The following is an 18,129-nucleotide window of genomic DNA, read 5'->3' as shown; positions in this document are numbered from 1 at the left end:
TTTTTATCTTTAATGTAAATTTTTTTTCGATTTATTATTCATTCATTTTCTATTAATGGAGATTCCGAACTCATTTCTTTAGAGAAAATAGCAACAAAATTCTTTTAAAACAGACAGATAAAATACCCCTCCTCTATTTGACTTACAGAAAATCAAACGTTTGATTTTTAGCTTTTTTTTTAATCGCATAACTAATGAGATTAATAACTCCCGCTAACTTATTAGCAAGAAATGAATTTAAATACAATAACAGCTAACACGATTGCTTATAATTAAACGAGTCTGTTAAGCTATATTTATTTTTAATCTAAAATCAAAATTTAATAAATCATATCAACCAACCAATGAACAACCAGACCAATTCGTATCATCTAAATAAGATAGTTGATTATACTTTGCGTTAACAATAAACTGATTGAAATTTCGCTTTTTAGACAAGAGGTTAACATATGGAAATTACGATAAAGCTGTCTGATGACTCTACATCTCAACTCTCAGAAAAATCATACCAAGCTTTTACAGATGAGTTAAAAGCCCGGGTTTTGGAAGTATATCCTGGTAGTTATTTGCTGATCACCCACGACAGTGGGCCAACAACTTTCCAAACTAATGGATTTCACGATGATAATAAAGTCCATATAGTGCTGCATGAACTTGTTGAAGATGTCTTAAAGCATGGGCACTGGTTACAGCAATAATTGATCAATAAGCCTTTTATTACATAGCCAGCTGTAACCTTAACAAAAGTGTTCAGCTGGTTAATTTTTTGATTTCAATTTGTGTAGCCTCAACTCACCCCTACCCTTATCGCAGTTTAAAGTCTGATCAAGGTCATACTTCTCCTTAACTTTTTTAAAATTATGGTAAATCGCTTTATTTTTTATCGTTATATGATAAGGTATATAACGTAATTTTCATTTACATTGCTTTTGCTGATTATAGCGGCCAGTATTTATACTGGCTCTTTTTTATGAAATCATGCTATAAAGTTATCAATCCCCCCCGTTTTAGGTCTAATCTGCTATAGTATTTCGCTGATACTGTATAGAGTTACTATTCATCGTGTGCAAAATAGAGGTATGATTATGAAGCGTTTATTACTGGCTTTTTGCCTGACTCCAGTCCTTGCTATGGCAGAAAATGCCCCTTTAAATATAAGCGAATTAGCCAATGATTATTGCGAAATCACCGGTCAAACGCTAAGTGAAGCATACAGCACTAACAAAACCAATAGTGAATTAACCCAAGCAACTATTGCTAAATTGAAAAGTGAGAATGTAGATCTGAAGCAATTAGAAACTCTTGAATCCGATCTTCGTCAAAACCTAGCCACTGCCATTGATGCTATACGCAGTAACAAATCTAATTTTGCTAACGAAGCAGATTTTCAAAAATCACTGAACGATTCAATCTCAGCTTGTAAACTACAAACTGAGCTATTATTAAATAAGTCTTAATTACTAGGCTAAAGTCAAAGAGCTCAAATTTCGCTTTGAGCTCTTTTTTGTTAATCTGTTTCTTTTTTAGAACACAATCTTTCTATTGAAAGTTGTAATTCCTGCGTTTCACTTATAATCAACTGTTCATGTTCAGAAAAACGCCCATCCTTGATGATAACATTTGCGACAAACGGCAAAGGGTTTTCTTGTGAAGGTAAATGATATTTCCCACACACACGGTAGTTTTCTCCCTCTTTAAACTCACCTTTTTGCATTATTTCAACATCATTAAACTCAATATTGCTTGCATTACCCAGCTTCGCTTCAACCAAACGTTGCGCCTCATTCTTAACATCAGAATCCCCGATACTGGTATAAGAATGGTAGCCAAACACACCAAGTGCTAACAACAGAACAATCAACAATTTTGTTTTTATACGTTTCAACGTACTACCCTTCTTCATTTATGACATTTGAGAATATTATAAATGCATCATATCAATTTTTGTGAACAATTTGAGCCTTTGATATTCACTGCCCTCAATACCGTTAAAAGTATGATAAAACCTGAAAGATAATGACAAAAACTCCTCACTTTTCAGATACACCAAAATTAATCGACAGAACTAATATTTTTCATATTAATATTTTTATATTTAGTATTGATAAAAAAAACATTTTATATTTTTCTTCTCAGTTTTATACTGGTTACCCCTACTTATTATTTTCTAAGTCATTTATGAAAGAAAAAATTGTAAAAAATCTAGTTGATTTAACCTACGGTAACAACAATGATGTTAAAATAGCAGCAATTACTGCATTAGGTGATTATAAATGTTCAATTGAACAACAAGATGCAATCGATAGGTTATTAGTTTTATGTGATGATTATAATAAAGATATTGCTGTCGCCTCTATTATATCACTCAGCAAGCTAGCAAAATTTTTCTATGAAAAACAATAGAATAAAAAAACCAGAAATTACCCGATGAAAACATTAACTTTAACTTAATTGTTTTAACAATATATTTTCATTGTGAATAAATAATGGAAAAATATTGTCACAATAGTGATTTATTCATTTAGATAAGTAAATCCGATTGAACTAATTAAATATATTGGCAGAATGATAATTAATAAATATTCCAAAGGAGATAAGCCATGAATATATTAAAACCATTAATTATCAGTGCAAGTTTAATCGCTGTTAGTTTTTCTACATTTGCGTACCCTGGGGATGGCTACGGAAATGGTTCTTGGCACCGTGGTGGGTATCAAAATCAACAACAATATAATAATAGACCATGTGATAACTTTCGCCAATTTAACAATACCGGTCGTTATCAAGGAATGATGCAATATTCAACTGCTATCCAAACAACTCAGCCAGATGAAGCACTGAAAAAAATTGCAGTTGATGCCCCTAAAGGAGAAAACGGGAAACAATATATGGTCAAAGTCGCCGTTATTGAAATCACACCCAATACACCAGTCCAAGGCCAATAATGTTTTATATCAAGCCACCCCTTGATATAACTCGACTAGAAATATTTGCGGTGGTTCACACCGCATTTTTATCACTATGAGGGCCAATTTGTAACTACATAATTAATTATATTTGCATTCCAACATGAGCCCCTAAAAGCCAGCCATAATGCTATACACTTAAGTGCGTTATCAATATAGATAAAACCTGATCATTCCCTCAATCGCTAGGTGAATAAAAAATCAAAAAAAGCAAATAATTATTTACTTTAATGCGATTTTAAGTAACCTAACAGATTCAAAAATAATAATTTCAGGGAATAATCATGGATCGTCGTTCATTTCTTAAATCAACTTCATTGATTGCAGGTAGCATTGCAATTAATGCTTTTTCAAATCAATCTATTGCACAAACAAATAGCCCTGTTTTGCCTGACGAACAACATCCACTATTGCTTAATTTTAATGAAAATTCGTTAGGTATGTCAGTAAAAGCTAGAGAGGCAGTTATTAACGCACTACCGGGTGCATTTCGTTATCCAGATGCCGCACGTGCTGAACTCTTAACTAATATTGCAGAACTTTACCGTTTATCTGACAAGCACATCAGTATTGGTAACGGCTCATCAGAAATTATCCAAGCTGCTGTCGCAATGTTAGCAAACCGAGCCAACCAACGTGGAATAAAAATTCAACTAGTGACGCCGGACCCAACCTTTAATTATGCAGAACTTTACTCTCTTTCACTGGGTGTGAAAGTTACGAAAATCCCGCTAACCGCAGAGCTTGCTTTTGACTTAGCGAAAATGGAGCAAGCCACAAAAGATTTTGAAGGATTATCTATAGTTTATATTTGCAATCCCAATAACCCTACTGCGATGATTACACCTCACAATCAACTCGAAAAGTGGATGAATAGTCAGTCTGATAATTTATTTTTTATTGTCGATGAAGCTTATGCAGAATATGTTGAAGACCCTAATTTTACTAGCGCGATAGAATTAGTAAAAAAAGGTCAAAATAATTTAATTGTCACTCGTACATTTTCAAAAATATTCGCCTTAGCAGGCTTAAGAATTGGTTATGGTGTCGCTTCCCCAGCGACCATTGCTGCTGTTGATGAGTTTTTATCCATCGATAATACCAATACGGCAGGGGCTGTTGCTGCTATAGCGTCGTTAAAAGATAAACCATTTATCGCACATAGTCTTAAATCTAATAACACATCTCGCATTATAGTAGAAAAAGCGTTCAATGAATTAGGTTTGGAATATGCGCCTTCACAAGCCAATTTCATTTTTCATAAGGTTAACGGTGATGTGAAAACTTATCAACAACGTATGGCTGATGCTCATGTGATGGTTGGCCGCGAATTTCCTCCAATTATTGGGTGGAACAGGCTCACTCTAGGAACGCCAGAAGAAATGCTGCAATTTGTTGTTATATTAAAGCAATTTCATAAGAAAGGATGGGTTTAAATACTAAGCACCTATCGGATTCATGGGGCCTTTCGATTACTTTATTAATTAAAATGGCCCCTTAAAAATAAAAAAAGCTCCTGCAAAAATAAGAATAAAACCAATCACATGGTTAACCGTAAAACTTTCTCCCAAATACAATACTGAGAATAGAACGAAAACACAGAGCGTTATTACCTCTTGCATCGTTTTCAATTCAGCCGCAGTATAATATTGATGCCCTAGCCGGTTGGCTGGTACGGCGAAACAATATTCTACCAATGCAATTAACCAACTAAAAAAAATGACTATATACAACGGCTTCGTTGTAAATTTCAAATGACCATACCAAGCAAACATCATAAATACATTTGAAATTACAAGTAAAAATACGGGGTAAAGTTTAGTTAGCATTCTATTTTAATAAGCCAGAAATTTGAGGCCGCTATTATGAGTTGAATAACATCACATTACAATCTTATCCCACCCAAAGCGTTTTATTCCATCTGCCCAAACCTATTTTCCCCTGTTAGAGGTAATAATGAAGATTAAATATGAATTAATGACACAAGCAGATTGCCCTGAAGTTGCAATATTATTACAAGCTAATGCCGAATCTCAGCAAGGTGGTCTTTTAGGGGAGTACCCATTACCCAAAGTGGGTGCAATGTATGCCAATAGCTTATCAACATTTGTTGCACGTGACGCTGAAAAAATTATTGGCGTTGTATTTAGCTTTGCCAGCACATCTACCGCATTACCCCCTATCGCCCATTTAATTCTTGAACAAAACAGTGGGCTAATGAATGGCAATTGGTTCTATGGCCCTGTATGTATTGATATTAATTATAGAGGAAACAATATTCTCAAATCTCTTTACGACAACATATGTGCTTTCAATACCGGAAAACCTGTGGCTTTCATCAATGCGGCTAACCACAGGTCTCTTGCCGCACATTTAAAAATAGGTATGCATAACGTTGCCAGTTTTGACTTTCAGGGGACGCACTATTATCTCGTAATAGGAAATTAAATTGTACTAATTGGTACACTTTTTTGTTTCAGTTTTTCCGTCTATCTATTACACTAGAACATATTATTGTATTTTGGAGTACACTTTATGATTGATATCATAACTACAAATCAACAAGCTTGGGATAAACAAGCAGAATTACAATTAGCTTGGTCAACTCCTGTTGACTCACAGACTATTAATGACGCTAAACAAGGGAAATGGAAAGTCCATCTTACACCTAGCCCCGTTGATGAAACTTGGTTAGGCAATATTAAAGGTCAGAAGATCCTGTGTTTAGCCTCCGCAGGGGGGCAACAGGCCCCTGTATTAGCAGCTGCTGGGGCAGATGTCACTGTTTTCGATTTATCTCAAAAGCAACTTGAAAAAGACCAAAAAGTCGCCGAAAGAGATAACTTAACATTGAAAACAGTTCAAGGGGATATGCGCTCATTAGATATTTTTGCGAATGAAACATTTGATATAATATTCCATCCCATCTCTAATCTGTATATTCCGGACGTTACACCTGTTTGGCAGGAGTGTTATCGCATTTTAAAACCTAATGGCCGGTTATTATCCAGTTTCTTTAATCCAATAGTTTTTGTTGGAGAACGAAATAAACATTACGATGAACAAGGTATTATTAAACCATCCTATAAGATGCCATTTTCTGAGCTAGCCACCTTATCCTCCGAACAAATAGCACAAAAACAAGCTAACCAAGACGCTTTTGTCTTTGGTCACTCATTAACTGATTTAATTGGCGGACAACTGAAAGTAGGTTTTCATATTGTGGGCTTTGAAGAAGACTGGCAACCCAACCCACGGTTTGTTATTGATAATTATTTGCCAACTTTTTTAGCCACTATGGCCATCAAAACAAATTAGCTTTACAAGAACTCGTTAACTTACCGTTAACGAGCAATAGGATGCTAAGCTCTATGGCAGTATCTATCCCATACTGCCTCAAATTGTTCAGGGGGGATTATATCATCTGTTTTTTCTACGAAAGGAATGGATACCATCACCTTCCCAGCTCTATTTTTATGTAAGCGTATAATAAATCTTTTATACCCATGAGGTAGCTCATTCTCAAAGCCAAAAACCTCACCGCAGTAATAACCTGTTTCGTCCCCTTCATCACTTTTTGTTAATACATAGTACTGAACATTTTTATAATTTGCCGCTGATGGGTAAGCAAGAAAATCCTCGACAGAGCTTTTTACTCGACTTTCAGTATCTAATTCAGGATCTAATGCGAGTTCTGTCATAATACCCGCAATATACGCACAACCAGCGACTAATAGTAAAACTAAGGATCTTAATAACATTTTTATCTTAAAGCTCTATGGAGAACACTGCATATCATTATAGTTTAGCCTTAATATTTTGCGACTCTTAAAATCATGGAATTCTTTTTTTCACATAATACACTAAATATAGGAACCTTATGTCAATATATTTAAATAACCTAGTGGCTATTTTTAATATAATTCACTGAGCAAGTTGCCATATATAAACTAATATTATCGCTGTAATTACCCATACAACCGTAGCAAGACTTAAGCTTGCCAAGGCCGTCATTTTAGTTGCAAACAAATACACGGTTAATAAGTACATTGCATAAGGGATGAGAGACCATAAGCCAAATAAAGCTATTTTTTTTAGCGCTTCCGTTCCTTGTTCTTGTACCACAATAACATGAGCTATTAAGGCAAATGTAGGAAATAAAGGAACTAATCCAGCAATATAATAAATTTTACTACGAGATAATAACGCAATAATTAGCACCGCTAAAGCACCTAAAATGCATTTAAAAAATAATGACAACATAAGACACTCAAAAGTTAAATTAAGCTTAGAATGTGATTATCTTCGATTAAAAGAATGATAACTACATTCTAGCTACCAATAATGCACAAATTATTTGCCTTTTGTAACACCACTCCTCCTGTATGCGTAAAAACACTTATTTTTTATTCAATTTTATGAGCTAAGTCAAATTGTTGAATATAAAGTATCCGGAATTGGTGCCGATACATTCAATTAGTCCCTACGCCTGATGCTTTCGCGTGACTACATATAACTTTTTAGCTATCGGACTGCTTGAATATGCTCGAGGTTAACAACGTTATGTTTAGAAGTCGGAATTTGTATGTGTGCAAACATACTACTCGATGGTATGAAAGGAAATAATTAATGATGTCTGATACTTCAAAAATAACTAAATTTAGCTCAGCTAAATTTGCTTTATCCGGTTTTAAAACAACTACCCTTGTTTGGTTAATCTCAGGGCTTCTTATTGTTCTATTGCTTTCAACTTGCTGGTTTTTCTTTAGTTCTTTAAAGCAGTATCAAACCACATTAACTAAACTCGATACTATTTATAATGAACAAACAGAATTAAACAACACATGGCAATCGTTATTACAAGCTAGAAACACCTTAAACCGCGCCAGTTCTCGACATTTACTTATCATCAACAAGATGAAAACATCCAATACTGATATTGATAGTCTTATTGAGTTTTATCATAAAAAAATGGTAGAGACTGATAGTTACTGGAAAGCGTTTTCCTCATCTTCTCTCTATAAAAATAGTGAAGCTTATTCTGAATTAGAAAAGGCTTATAAAGAACTCTATGCCGCCTTAAATGAGCTCTCGGTCTTTTTAGTACAAGGTAAAACGTATGATTTTTTAAATCAGCCCACCCAAGGGTTCCAAGATACGTTCGAAAAAAACTACATTAATTACCATCAGCAATTAAATGCAAACTATCACGATATTGCTGTAGCGAGTGAACAGCTGTATAAACAAAGCATCATAGGGCTAATAGTCATCATGACGATAATTACCCTTGTAACCTTGTTTATCCGGTTTATTTTACAGTTTTTCTTTATTCGACCATTAAACCAAGTTATTGATGGTATTGAAAAAGTAAGTCAGGGTATTCTCTACCATAGTTTTGATAATCGGGGCTTATTTGAAATAAAACTATTAAAGCAGCATGTTTCTAACATGCAAAGTAAGCTAGTCGATATTGTAACAAATATTTATGACAACACTCACCACATCAAAGTTGAACTGAGTGATATTACTCAAATGAATCACGACCTTTCCATTCGTGCAGACCAACAAGCAGCTGCGATTGTGGAAACTGCGGCGAGTGTAGAAGAGCTGGACTCCTCATTTAAATTAAATACGGCTAATACCAACCAGTCATGCCAGCTCATGTCGGCGACGAGTGTCACAATTGAAAAAAGTAATGAACTGATTTCTGATGTCGTAGAAAATATGGATGATATCGTCGATTTCTCTAAAGAGATTAGCAAAATCACTTCCACCATCGATAATATTGCCTTTCAAACTAATTTATTAGCCTTGAATGCTGCAGTTGAAGCTGCTCGAGTAGGTGAACATGGTAAAGGGTTTGCTGTGGTTGCTAATGAAGTGCGTGAGTTATCCATTAGTTGTACTCAAGCTTCAAAAGAAATTAAGCTCTTGATTAATAATTCAAATGATAAAATTAATCATTGTTTCCAATTAGCAGCCGATGCAAATGACAATATCGTTTCGATTGCCCAAGATACATCGAACATTAATGAAATGATCCAAAGCGTTGCTCTCGCCTCCAACGAGCAAACTTACGGTGTTAGCCAAATTCATTTAGCTATTAATGAGCTAGATAGTACAACACAAGCTAATGCTTCAATGACCCGCGAATTACAGTCATCATTAAAAGCCTTAGAATCTCAATCTGATTTACTGGAAGAAATTATTTCTATTTTCCATACTGAGCCTAAAGATGGGGAAGAATTAGAAACTAGTGATGTTAGTGAGGTAAAAGACTAATCTAAACTTAACCATTTACAATAGCAGCCATCAAGGGAATTGCTCTTTATAGGGCAATTTCCTTGACAATACCTATCCATAGTTCCTCCTCTTTAATACTTTACTTTCTAAGCGTCAATTTAGTAGTCATTGAATATTTTTTACTTTTTATCTGATATAACATATCCCGATGACTTCTGAACTAATAAAAATGAGCTAATGATGACAATAAAAATTACTGTCCTTGTCGACAACAATACCTTAATCGATAGTTATTTTTGCGGGGAGCCCGGCGTTTGTTACCATATCGAAGCCGATGGAAAAAAAATATTATTCGACACTGGCTATTCCAACATCTTTATTGATAATGCACACATTTTAAATATCGACCTTGCTAATATTACTGATCTTGTACTTTCCCATGGGCATAATGACCATACATGGGGATTAGGGCACCTAATCCAACATTTTGACCGCCGTAATATTGAAGCACAGCAAACAAAAAAGCTTATTTACCATCCTGATGCACTTATACAAAAAAAATTTCAGTCCAAAGTGATTGGAGCGAATACTCCAAAAGATATTTTATCTGCCTATTTTGATTGTATTGAAACGACTGAACCTTATTACCTTTCAAACAATATCGTGTTTTTAGGGCAAATCCCCCGAGAAAATAACTTTGAAGGGCAAGAGCCCATTGGAACCACCCTCGATAATGATAACAACGAGGTTGATGACTATGTCCTTGATGACTCTGCACTTGCTATCAAAACAACTGAAGGACTGATTGTGATAACAGGCTGTTCCCACTCAGGAATTTGTAATATTACAGAGTACGCTAAAAAGGTAACAGGGATTAATAAAATAGTTACTGTAATCGGAGGGTTCCATCTACAACAAGCCTCGAAAGAAGTTTTAGAATGCACCGGAAATTACTTTAATCAGCAAGATTTAATGCACATTCACCCATGCCACTGCACTGACCTCAATGCAAAAATACACCTAGCCCAATATGCTGCTGTTCAAGAAGTTGGCGCAGGGTTACAACTAACCTACCCTAGTTAATCGCATACATAGAATTTATAAAGCTCAGTTTTTAAACTGAGCTTTATTTTGTATTTAAATAATCAATGTTAAGTTCTTGAGCCTAAATCTTGGTCTGCACCGGCACCTTTTAGCATTCTTGTTAATTCTTCACAACGTATGATCTTATTATTTGCAATCTGGAAACAGGCAAATACTTCGAACTCGCTAACTGAACCATCTTTTTTAATCGCTTTTGCTAAATGCTGGGTATGTACACAACTTTCCCCTTCCGCTATCGATTTAATGGTTATAGTTATAGACTGAGTTGCCTGTTTCAGTACCTGTAAATGCGCGATAAACTCATTAAAATTAATTTTTTTACCATCAACAATTTGGATATATTCATCTGAAAAGTATTTTTGAGCAACAGACCTTGAACCAATATCTTCTCCCAATACTGCATTCAATGCTTGTTTTACTAGTTGCATATTATTCATTATTTTTCCTTAGTGACAAAAGCTATTCCCTAATTGTTATGGGTCTTTTATTTTTCATTTCAAGCCAAAGTCTGAGTTATTAACTTTCATACTGACATATGTAATATTTTAACCACAACCTTCATGTTAACAATCGTTCTGCTATTACTCACCTATTGTAACAATAGCACGGTAATCATCATTAAAATAACGGCCAATTTGTCGCATTTATTGTTGACTGCACAGCACAATACGGGTTTTTGCAACATTAATCTCCCTAAATTATCCCCCAAAAATTTTTTCTATCTAAACACATACTCTAATTTGGTTTAAAACATAATCACTGGTATCATCTTGTAGTTGCCCATTTAAACTATAGGCAGCTATAACAATAACTATAAATCTACATTTCCATTAGATACCCCTGCTTGCAGGGGCTTTTTTTCACTCCTTATCCCCCCTTTAGTCTCATTTTGTATCTAGTTAATTAGTAACTATTTTTAGCTAACGCCCTCAGCGTAAGCAAGCTAGGTACTCCGCAATTTAATATTAGATATCTCGGATATGCCATTGTTCTTGGTAAGTTAGATAACTTACCAACGCGTTAAATGCAAAAATCATCAAGGAGGAATATTATCCATAGATAGTTTCCAAGCTCTATTGCTTGCACCATTAAAAGTAACGCAACAGCCGATAAAACCTAATTTACGTTTATATGCTCTTTATAATCAAAATAGCCAATAGTAACCGTTACCAAAAAATTGGTATTCAGCCACCCGTAAATGGTGTTATCCATACAGTGTAAAACTTGTTTTTCGTACTTATTTTAATTCTCCCCTCCTTTTTGTTACAATATCTAACCCTTTGTTAAGGAAATACAAGTTTACTTAACGTAGATTATTTAAGTAATTATTAAATAATCAAGCTATATTATAAAAAAGGTGAACTCATGCGTTTTAACCTAACACAAATAAATATTTGTGGAGAAAACACAAAAATTGTTGGTTTAAACATAACGTTAATTGGGGATGACAACTCAACTCATAGTTTCAAAATAGATATCAAGGGGTTGGATACCATGAATTTAACATTAAGGGATATAGAAAAACATGCTATTAAACAGGCTAAGCATAGTTTTGAACACTGCTCCAATGGTTAGCTTACTCCTTGACATTGATAACTATAAACTGATCAACAAATATAAAATATTAATATATTAGTTTACTGTAATCAAAAACATAAAAAATTCTCATGAAATTTTGCCATAATTATAGTCATCAATTATATTTAACAATGTTATCTGTGTTCTTAGTTTTAACAAAAGTATAAAGTGTTGTACATTTACTCTGTATCACATCAAAACCAATGCAAAACTGATGTTACTTACTGATAAGGGGAAGTTGATATGAAAGCCTTCAAAGCAATATCATCTATACTGGTCGTTATCTTTATGGGCATTACATTAACAGCTTGTGCACCATCGTCTAAAAGTGAAGGCACTGGCGGCTATATTGATGATACGGTCATAACCACAAAGGTAAAATCAGCTTTACTTGCTGAAAAAAACTTAAAGTCAACGCAAATTAGTGTAGAAACATTTAAAGGGCAAGTCCAACTCAGTGGTTTTGTTAACTCTCAAGCAGATGTCAATAAAGCGATTGAAACAACAAGAAAAGTTGCTGGGGTACAATCTGTTATTAACTCTATGAAAATTCGCTAATTACAAACAATAAATGCCTCTTTTAAAGAGGCATTTATTGATATCGTATTCATGTTTAATGAGCAAATATGAGAGACACAAAGATAAAACCTATATTTATTATCGCTAATTTTTATGTATTATCACCTAAACTTTAGAACTATCTCATTAATAAAACCACTATCCTTCATATGAAGGAACCCCAGCAAACTCATTCAATATCTAAGTCTAAGTCTATTTTGCTAAGACTTTCCCCCTCAATGGGGGCAAAAATAGGCAGGTAAATTATATTCTTAATATAAATAGGGTATAAACCTATTCTAACATTACAAAAAAAACCAATTTTGTATTAGTAATGCGGATAGTGAAATAACGACAGCAGTCAAAGAATACTGCAGTACAACCATAAAACTAAGAAATTTACCAACATTTTTCACTAAACTGCATCCATTATAAAAAATATATCTAGATATTATAATGCAAATTTAAGATTGTTCATAACGATTATAAGCTTATTTTCGCCCTATTTCATTGGTTCAATAGCCCCATTCCATCCTAGGGAACCATTTTTAGTTTGTAATATACCGGTTTCTCATCTTTTCCAGAGAGTTTCTCTCCCCCAGCCTACAAATGAGCCTTGTTATATTTTTGCTTGAATGATAAACAATAAATAGACGCTAAATTTAACAAGATACGACTTTTTCTCAGGACTTAGAACCATAAGCTGTCTCCTACCCCCTAAATTAAGAGGTAAAATGGCGCATTTACGCATGGCAAAATAGTTTCCAGACATCATCAATTCGTTCAGATAGTAAGGCATTATCACCACCCTCTATAATAGGAAAAGATAGAAGAATTAACCCCTTAGGTGGCTCATATACTTTGACAACGAAACGTTTAAACCCATCTGGTAGATCATCATTATTAAACATAAAAACCTCACCACAGATATAGCCTAAACGCCCCCCGTTTTGTGTTTTTTTACTGAAAAAATATTCCATATTCCTAAAGTTAGCGGCATCTGGATATGCTAATACGTTAGCAACATTGATTTTAGACTGTTCAATAGGGTCAAAATTTATCGTTTTAGTCATTGATATACCAAAAATAAATGATATCACCATTAGAAAAATAATAATGATTGCCCTTAATATAGATACCTTACCAAGCTTAAATTTCATCCTACTTTCCTAACTTCTAATTAAATAACAGTGAGAATATGAATAGAATAGCAAAACTTTTATTTTAAGCTAGGTTTCACTGACTATATTGACGACCCAATATCCATATTAAATGTAACAATTATTGTTAAATATAATAATTAATTAAAAACCAATACTATTATGAGTAGTATTGGTTTTTCTTCAAATGTTATAACTGTTCGACATCCTGTTAAACTTGTCATAAAGCTAGGTTATTTATTATACCTTTCAAAAATACAGCATGTGTTGTGAGTGAAAATTGAGCTATTAAATCGCTGTATTCTAGGAACCTAAGCGATGACTAGAACTGTTGGTTTAACCCCAGCCCTAGTTTCACGCAAGCTATAAGTGAAGTTATTTTTCTTATCTAAACAACTAAAATTTCGTCAATGTTTAACGCTTTCAATTGATATTCGTGAGCATACATTACGTTATTAACCTCAATTCTCACGTTATATCGCTACCTAGAAGCCACCTACCGAATACAACTGTGTATTATTTCAATTTAAAATACGCAATGGTAAAGGGTTGTTGTATTGCCTTAACACATAAAACATATTGAAATATAAGCCAAATAATGTATTTCTCATTTATTGGGTTATTTATCTTGAGCTTATTATTCCGGATTAATATTTGATCTTATTCACAGATTACGACTCTTTCATTTGAGAAACTTAACTCCATAAAATAACATAAATCGGAGTTAAACTTCATGAAAGTGAGCTCAATATGGTCTTAATTGAAAAAATGACTAAAGATATTCAAGAAAAAGGTGGGCTAATTGTATCTTGTCAGCCTGTTGATAATAGCCCAATGAACAAGCCTGAAATTGTGGCCGCAATGGCTCAAGCTGCAGTAAATGCCGGTGCTATCGCAGTACGAATCGAAGGTATAGAAAACCTAAAAGCCACTCGCCCGCTTATTGATGTTCCAATTATAGGTATTGTAAAACGTGATTTACTGGATAGCCCTATAAGGATCACCCCGTGGTTAAGTGATGTCGATGCCTTAGCGCTAGAAGGTGCTGATATCATTGCTTTTGATGGCACCGACCGTCTACGACCAGTCCCTGTCAATGAATTACTCGCTCGCATACATCACTTAGGTAAATTAGCGATGGCCGATTGCTCAAATTTCAATGAAGGGATGTATTGCCATGCATTAGGTACAGAATTTATCGGTTCAACTATGTCAGGCTACACTGGCGGAGAACCTCCCAAATTACCTGACTTACAGTTAGTCACAGCCTTAGCTGAAAACGGCTGCCGTGTCATTGCTGAAGGCCGCTATAACACGCCAATTATTGCAGCGAGAGGCATGCATGCTGGAGCTTGGGCTGTCACTGTCGGTTCGGCATTAACTCGCCTTGAGCACGTCTGTAGTTGGTTTACTCAGGCATTAAAGTTACAGCAGGAGTTGGTGAAATGAATATATTAGCGATTGATATTGGAGGAACAAAAATTTCGGCTGCATTAATTAACCCAAATAACCAACTCACACAACACACTCAAATAACGACTCCTGCTAGCGCTTCACCACGACAACTATATGAAGCATTAAAGCTCATAACCTCACCACTTAAAGCGCATGCTGATGCTGTTGCTGTAGCTTCAACAGGGATCATTTGTGGCGGTATATTGACCGCATTGAATCCTGCTAATTTAGGTGGCTTAAAAGATTTTCATTTGAAACAAACACTTTCCACATTAACTGGTTTACCCTGCTGGATACTAAATGATGCTCAAGCTGCTGCATGGGCTGAATATCATTATCGTCATGAAACCATCTCCGATATGGCATTTATTACCGTATCAACCGGTGTTGGTGGTGGGCTTATTCAACAAGGGAAACTTCAACTCGGAAAGCGAGGTGTTGCAGGCCACCTAGGCCATACCATTGCAGACCCCTACGGACCTATTTGTGGGTGTGGGCGTTATGGGTGTGTTGAAGCCATCGCTTCTGGTCGTGCAATCGCTTCACAAGCTATCGATGAACTTGCTGGTCATGATGCCAAAGCTATTTTTACTGCCTATCACCAGGGAAATAAACAAGCAAAAGAAATTATTCAACGTTCAGCAAATACCATCGCTAATTTAATTGTAGATATTAAAGCAATAACAGATGCCGACTGCGTTGTTCTTGGCGGTAGTGTTGGGTTAGCTAATGGCTATATTGAACTGATTCAAACAACTATTGCACAGCAACCTTCTGCGCTACAAGTACCGGTTTTACCAGCCCACTATCATCATAATGCAGGGCTTTGGGGCGCAGCTCTCTGGGCTAGAGAACAATAAAAAAACTGTCGTACATTTTACCTACTACCTTACATATGGCAGGACTAAAAAATGCAATTACATGATTTTGGTTTCGTTAATTATGCAGTACTGTTTGGTTATTTAGCAGCAATGCTACTTGTTGGTGTTTATTTTTCAAAACGCCAAAAAACAGCAGATGATTATTTCCGTGCAGGTGGCCGAGTTCCAGGTTGGGCTGCTGGGGTTTCTGTTTTTGCAACCACTCTGAGTTCAATTACCTTTATGTCAATTCCAGCAAAAGCTTATACCTCAGACTGGACTTTTATTATTGGTCAATATTTAGCAATCGCCATCTTGCCCTTAGTATTTTATTTTTATATTCCTTTTTTTCGGAAATTAAAAATAACTTCTGCTTATGAATATTTAGAAGCACGTTTTGATATACGCAGTCGTTTATTTGCTAGTTTATCCTTTATGTTATTCCATATAGGTCGAATTGCAATTATCACTTATTTAACTGTACTTGCACTACGTCCTTTTATTGGGATTGACCCTATTATATTAGTTGTCCTTATTAGCCTATTATGTATTATTTATACATGGATGGGCGGCATAGAAGGTGTTATTTGGACTGATGTTATCCAAGGGCTATTACTCTCTGCCGGTGCTGTTTTAATCTTTATTGTGATCTGTTTTAAAGTCGATGGTGGGATAAGTGAAATATATACTGCAACTGCTCAAGCCGATAAATTTTTCCCTGATGCACAATTACGATGGAGCTGGACTGACAGTACTATTCCAGTTTTAATGATAGGTTTTTTATTTGCAAATATTCAACAATTTACTGCAAGTCAGGATGTAGTCCAACGCTACATTGTTACTGATTCTATTGAGCAAACAAAACGCACTTTAATTACTAATGCTAAATTAGTTGCTATTGTTCCTATTTTTTTCTTTGCCATTGGCTCAGCCCTATTTGTCTATTACAAACAAAACCCAAGCTTATTACCTGAAGGTTTTAATACTGGTGGAATTTTGCCCTTATTTATTGTCACAGAGATGCCTATCGGTATTTCAGGGCTAATTATCGCAGCTATCTTTGCCGCCGCACAATCGAGTATATCCAGTAGCTTAAATAGTATTTCAAGTTGTTTTAATTCCGATATTTATATTCGCCTAAGTAAAGTTGAGCGCCTTGCTGAACAGAAAATGAAAATTGCTAGGTTGGTAATTATTATTGCAGGTGTATTTAGCAGCTTAGCGACTATTTGGTTAGTTTTATCTGATGAGTCTGAAATATGGGATGCATTTAATAGTCTAATTGGGTTAATGGGTGGTCCCATGACAGGGCTGTTTATGCTAGGTATTTTTATTAAAAGAGCGAATGCAGGCAGTGCAGTTGCAGGTATTATTGTAAGTATCATTGCGGTATTGGCGACACGTTATGCTAGTGACCTTAACTTTTTCTTCTATGGCGTGATCGGTGCAATGTCAGTGGTTATTGTGGGGGCGGTTACGGCGCCATTTTTCTCAACTGCGAAACAAGTGTCACTAGATGATAGTGAAATTCACGAAAATTAATAGGAGTTACTTATGTTGTTTGGTCATGTATCCAATGTGGCAACAATGACTGAAATAAACTCAGTCCTACGCAACCTAATCGAAAAAACATTAGCACTCAATCCTGCATCTTTAGAACCGGGAAGCTACCCTATTGATGGTGATAATGCATTTGTCAATGTAATGACATTCGAAACCCAAGGCCGTGAACAAAAGAGTGCTGAATTACATCATCATTATATTGACGTGCAAATATTACTATCCGGTGACGAAGTAATAGATTATGGAATACGAAATTCCGCTAAAAATGTAACACCTTATAATGATGCGGATGACTATCAACTGGCTGATACAATCGAATATTGCCAAACAGTATCGTTAGTACCAAATATGTTTGTCATTTTTATGCCTTATGAACCACATAAACCGGGTATTACTTCAAAAAGAGGAAAAAGCACCGTAAAGAAAGCAGTTATCAAAGTACGCTTAAGTACATTAGCAAATTAATTTAGTCTGCTTTTAACGAAAACACTTTATTTCTAATGTATCAATCAGTTGTCTATTAATACTCTTAGAGTAAAGTGTTTTTATCATCATCACATAATTGTAAACTAAAGGCTTTTTTTAACTGATTATAATTGGTACTCTTATTTGCAGAATTTGTCTCACCTCTCTCTTCTGCAA

The 18,129-nt window shown here is 35.0% G+C and carries 21 protein-coding genes; 15 read left to right on the top strand and 6 right to left on the bottom strand.

The genetic code is table 11. The features are described 5' to 3' along the window. Positions 1 to 449: 449 nt before the first annotated feature. Together ABE954_RS09975 and ABE954_RS09970 are read left to right on the top strand one after the other, a co-directional pair. Entirely contained in the window at positions 450 to 698 is a 249-nt protein-coding gene (locus ABE954_RS09975; RefSeq protein WP_042843506.1) for a DinI-like family protein, read from the top strand. A gap of 387 nt (positions 699 to 1,085) precedes the next feature. Continuing rightward, entirely contained in the window at positions 1,086 to 1,457 is a 372-nt protein-coding gene (locus ABE954_RS09970) for a hypothetical protein (RefSeq protein WP_042843505.1), read from the top strand. Positions 1,458 to 1,507: 50 nt separating this feature from the next. Here the strand turns inward: ABE954_RS09970 and ABE954_RS09965 are convergent, their stop codons facing one another. Then, entirely contained in the window at positions 1,508 to 1,885 is a 378-nt protein-coding gene (locus ABE954_RS09965; RefSeq protein ID WP_042843504.1) for a hypothetical protein, read from the bottom strand. A gap of 293 nt (positions 1,886 to 2,178) precedes the next feature. Here ABE954_RS09965 and ABE954_RS09960 point away from each other — a divergent pair, with 293 nt between their 5' ends. The 3 genes from ABE954_RS09960 to ABE954_RS09950 all read left to right on the top strand — a co-directional run bounded on the left by ABE954_RS09960 (position 2,179) and on the right by ABE954_RS09950 (position 4,402). Then, positions 2,179 to 2,403 carry a HEAT repeat domain-containing protein gene (locus ABE954_RS09960; protein WP_042844310.1) on the top strand — a complete coding sequence of 75 codons (225 nt, stop codon included), beginning with the start codon at positions 2,179 to 2,181 and terminating at the stop codon, positions 2,401 to 2,403. Positions 2,404 to 2,600: 197 nt separating this feature from the next. Continuing rightward, a complete protein-coding gene (locus ABE954_RS09955; protein WP_042843503.1) occupies positions 2,601 to 2,945 on the top strand; it encodes a hypothetical protein in 345 nt (114 codons plus the stop codon). 305 nt (positions 2,946 to 3,250) lie between these two features. Next, positions 3,251 to 4,402, top strand: coding sequence for a histidinol-phosphate transaminase (locus ABE954_RS09950; RefSeq protein WP_048607374.1), 1,152 nt, complete (start codon positions 3,251 to 3,253; stop codon positions 4,400 to 4,402). A gap of 48 nt (positions 4,403 to 4,450) precedes the next feature. Here ABE954_RS09950 and ABE954_RS09945 read toward each other — a convergent pair whose 3' ends face one another. Then, positions 4,451 to 4,795, bottom strand: coding sequence for a DMT family protein (locus tag ABE954_RS09945; protein ID WP_042843501.1), 345 nt, complete (start codon positions 4,793 to 4,795; stop codon positions 4,451 to 4,453). Positions 4,796 to 4,922: 127 nt separating this feature from the next. Here ABE954_RS09945 and ABE954_RS09940 point away from each other — a divergent pair, with 127 nt between their 5' ends. Then, the gene (locus ABE954_RS09940; protein WP_042843500.1) at positions 4,923 to 5,414 is read left to right on the top strand and encodes a hypothetical protein; all 492 of its coding nucleotides are present in this window, start codon (positions 4,923 to 4,925) and stop codon (positions 5,412 to 5,414) included. 87 nt (positions 5,415 to 5,501) lie between these two features. Continuing rightward, positions 5,502 to 6,284, top strand: a complete 783-nt coding sequence (locus ABE954_RS09935) for a class I SAM-dependent methyltransferase (protein ID WP_042843499.1) — start codon at positions 5,502 to 5,504, stop codon at positions 6,282 to 6,284. A 44-nt stretch (positions 6,285 to 6,328) separates the two neighbouring features. On the opposite strand, the gene ABE954_RS09930 is transcribed toward ABE954_RS09935, so the two are convergent. Together ABE954_RS09930 and ABE954_RS09925 are read right to left on the bottom strand one after the other, a co-directional pair. After that, positions 6,329 to 6,727, bottom strand: coding sequence for a hypothetical protein (locus ABE954_RS09930; RefSeq protein WP_042843498.1), 399 nt, complete (start codon positions 6,725 to 6,727; stop codon positions 6,329 to 6,331). 163 nt (positions 6,728 to 6,890) lie between these two features. Continuing rightward, on the bottom strand, positions 6,891 to 7,229 hold the full coding sequence (locus tag ABE954_RS09925; RefSeq protein WP_129465999.1) for a GlpM family protein: 339 nt from the start codon (positions 7,227 to 7,229) through the stop codon (positions 6,891 to 6,893). A 366-nt stretch (positions 7,230 to 7,595) separates the two neighbouring features. Between ABE954_RS09925 and ABE954_RS09920 the strand changes: the two genes are divergently transcribed. Together ABE954_RS09920 and ABE954_RS09915 are read left to right on the top strand one after the other, a co-directional pair. Then, a complete protein-coding gene (locus ABE954_RS09920) occupies positions 7,596 to 9,248 on the top strand; it encodes a methyl-accepting chemotaxis protein (protein ID WP_371025882.1) in 1,653 nt (550 codons plus the stop codon). Between the two features lie 201 nt (positions 9,249 to 9,449). After that, complete coding sequence (locus tag ABE954_RS09915) at positions 9,450 to 10,292, top strand: MBL fold metallo-hydrolase (protein WP_071548156.1); 843 nt, start codon at positions 9,450 to 9,452, stop codon at positions 10,290 to 10,292. A gap of 68 nt (positions 10,293 to 10,360) precedes the next feature. Here ABE954_RS09915 and ABE954_RS09910 read toward each other — a convergent pair whose 3' ends face one another. Further along, positions 10,361 to 10,750: a limonene-1,2-epoxide hydrolase family protein gene (locus tag ABE954_RS09910; RefSeq protein WP_042843492.1), complete on the bottom strand. Its 390-nt coding sequence runs from the start codon at positions 10,748 to 10,750 to the stop codon at positions 10,361 to 10,363. Positions 10,751 to 11,678: 928 nt separating this feature from the next. Here ABE954_RS09910 and ABE954_RS09905 point away from each other — a divergent pair. Then, positions 11,679 to 11,888, top strand: coding sequence for a hypothetical protein (locus ABE954_RS09905; RefSeq protein WP_042843491.1), 210 nt, complete (start codon positions 11,679 to 11,681; stop codon positions 11,886 to 11,888). Positions 11,889 to 12,134: 246 nt separating this feature from the next. Further along, positions 12,135 to 12,449, top strand: a complete 315-nt coding sequence (locus ABE954_RS09900) for a BON domain-containing protein (RefSeq protein WP_042843490.1) — start codon at positions 12,135 to 12,137, stop codon at positions 12,447 to 12,449. A gap of 743 nt (positions 12,450 to 13,192) precedes the next feature. Here ABE954_RS09900 and ABE954_RS09895 read toward each other — a convergent pair. Further along, on the bottom strand, positions 13,193 to 13,609 hold the full coding sequence (locus tag ABE954_RS09895) for a hypothetical protein (protein ID WP_042843488.1): 417 nt from the start codon (positions 13,607 to 13,609) through the stop codon (positions 13,193 to 13,195). A gap of 750 nt (positions 13,610 to 14,359) precedes the next feature. Between ABE954_RS09895 and ABE954_RS09890 the strand changes: the two genes are divergently transcribed. The 4 genes from ABE954_RS09890 to nanQ are packed head-to-tail and all read left to right on the top strand — an operon-like array spanning position 14,360 to position 17,952. Next, entirely contained in the window at positions 14,360 to 15,058 is a 699-nt protein-coding gene (locus tag ABE954_RS09890) for an N-acetylmannosamine-6-phosphate 2-epimerase (RefSeq protein WP_042843486.1), read from the top strand. Next, on the top strand, positions 15,055 to 15,924 hold the full coding sequence (locus ABE954_RS09885; protein WP_042843485.1) for an N-acetylmannosamine kinase: 870 nt from the start codon (positions 15,055 to 15,057) through the stop codon (positions 15,922 to 15,924). The genes ABE954_RS09890 and ABE954_RS09885 overlap by 4 nt, the downstream gene beginning before the upstream one ends. Before the next feature lie 51 nt (positions 15,925 to 15,975). After that, positions 15,976 to 17,466: a sodium:solute symporter gene (locus ABE954_RS09880; protein ID WP_129466002.1), complete on the top strand. Its 1,491-nt coding sequence runs from the start codon at positions 15,976 to 15,978 to the stop codon at positions 17,464 to 17,466. A gap of 12 nt (positions 17,467 to 17,478) precedes the next feature. Beyond that, positions 17,479 to 17,952: an N-acetylneuraminate anomerase gene (gene nanQ / locus ABE954_RS09875; protein ID WP_371025881.1), complete on the top strand. Its 474-nt coding sequence runs from the start codon at positions 17,479 to 17,481 to the stop codon at positions 17,950 to 17,952. The last annotated feature ends 177 nt before the right edge of the window (positions 17,953 to 18,129 follow it).

Source organism: Providencia sp. TYF-12, from assembly GCF_041344805.1.
Taxonomy (GTDB): Bacteria; Pseudomonadota; Gammaproteobacteria; order Enterobacterales; family Enterobacteriaceae; genus Providencia; species Providencia huashanensis.
The sequence above is the reverse complement of the archived record's forward strand: the minus strand, read 5'-3'. Positions and strand labels throughout refer to the sequence as shown.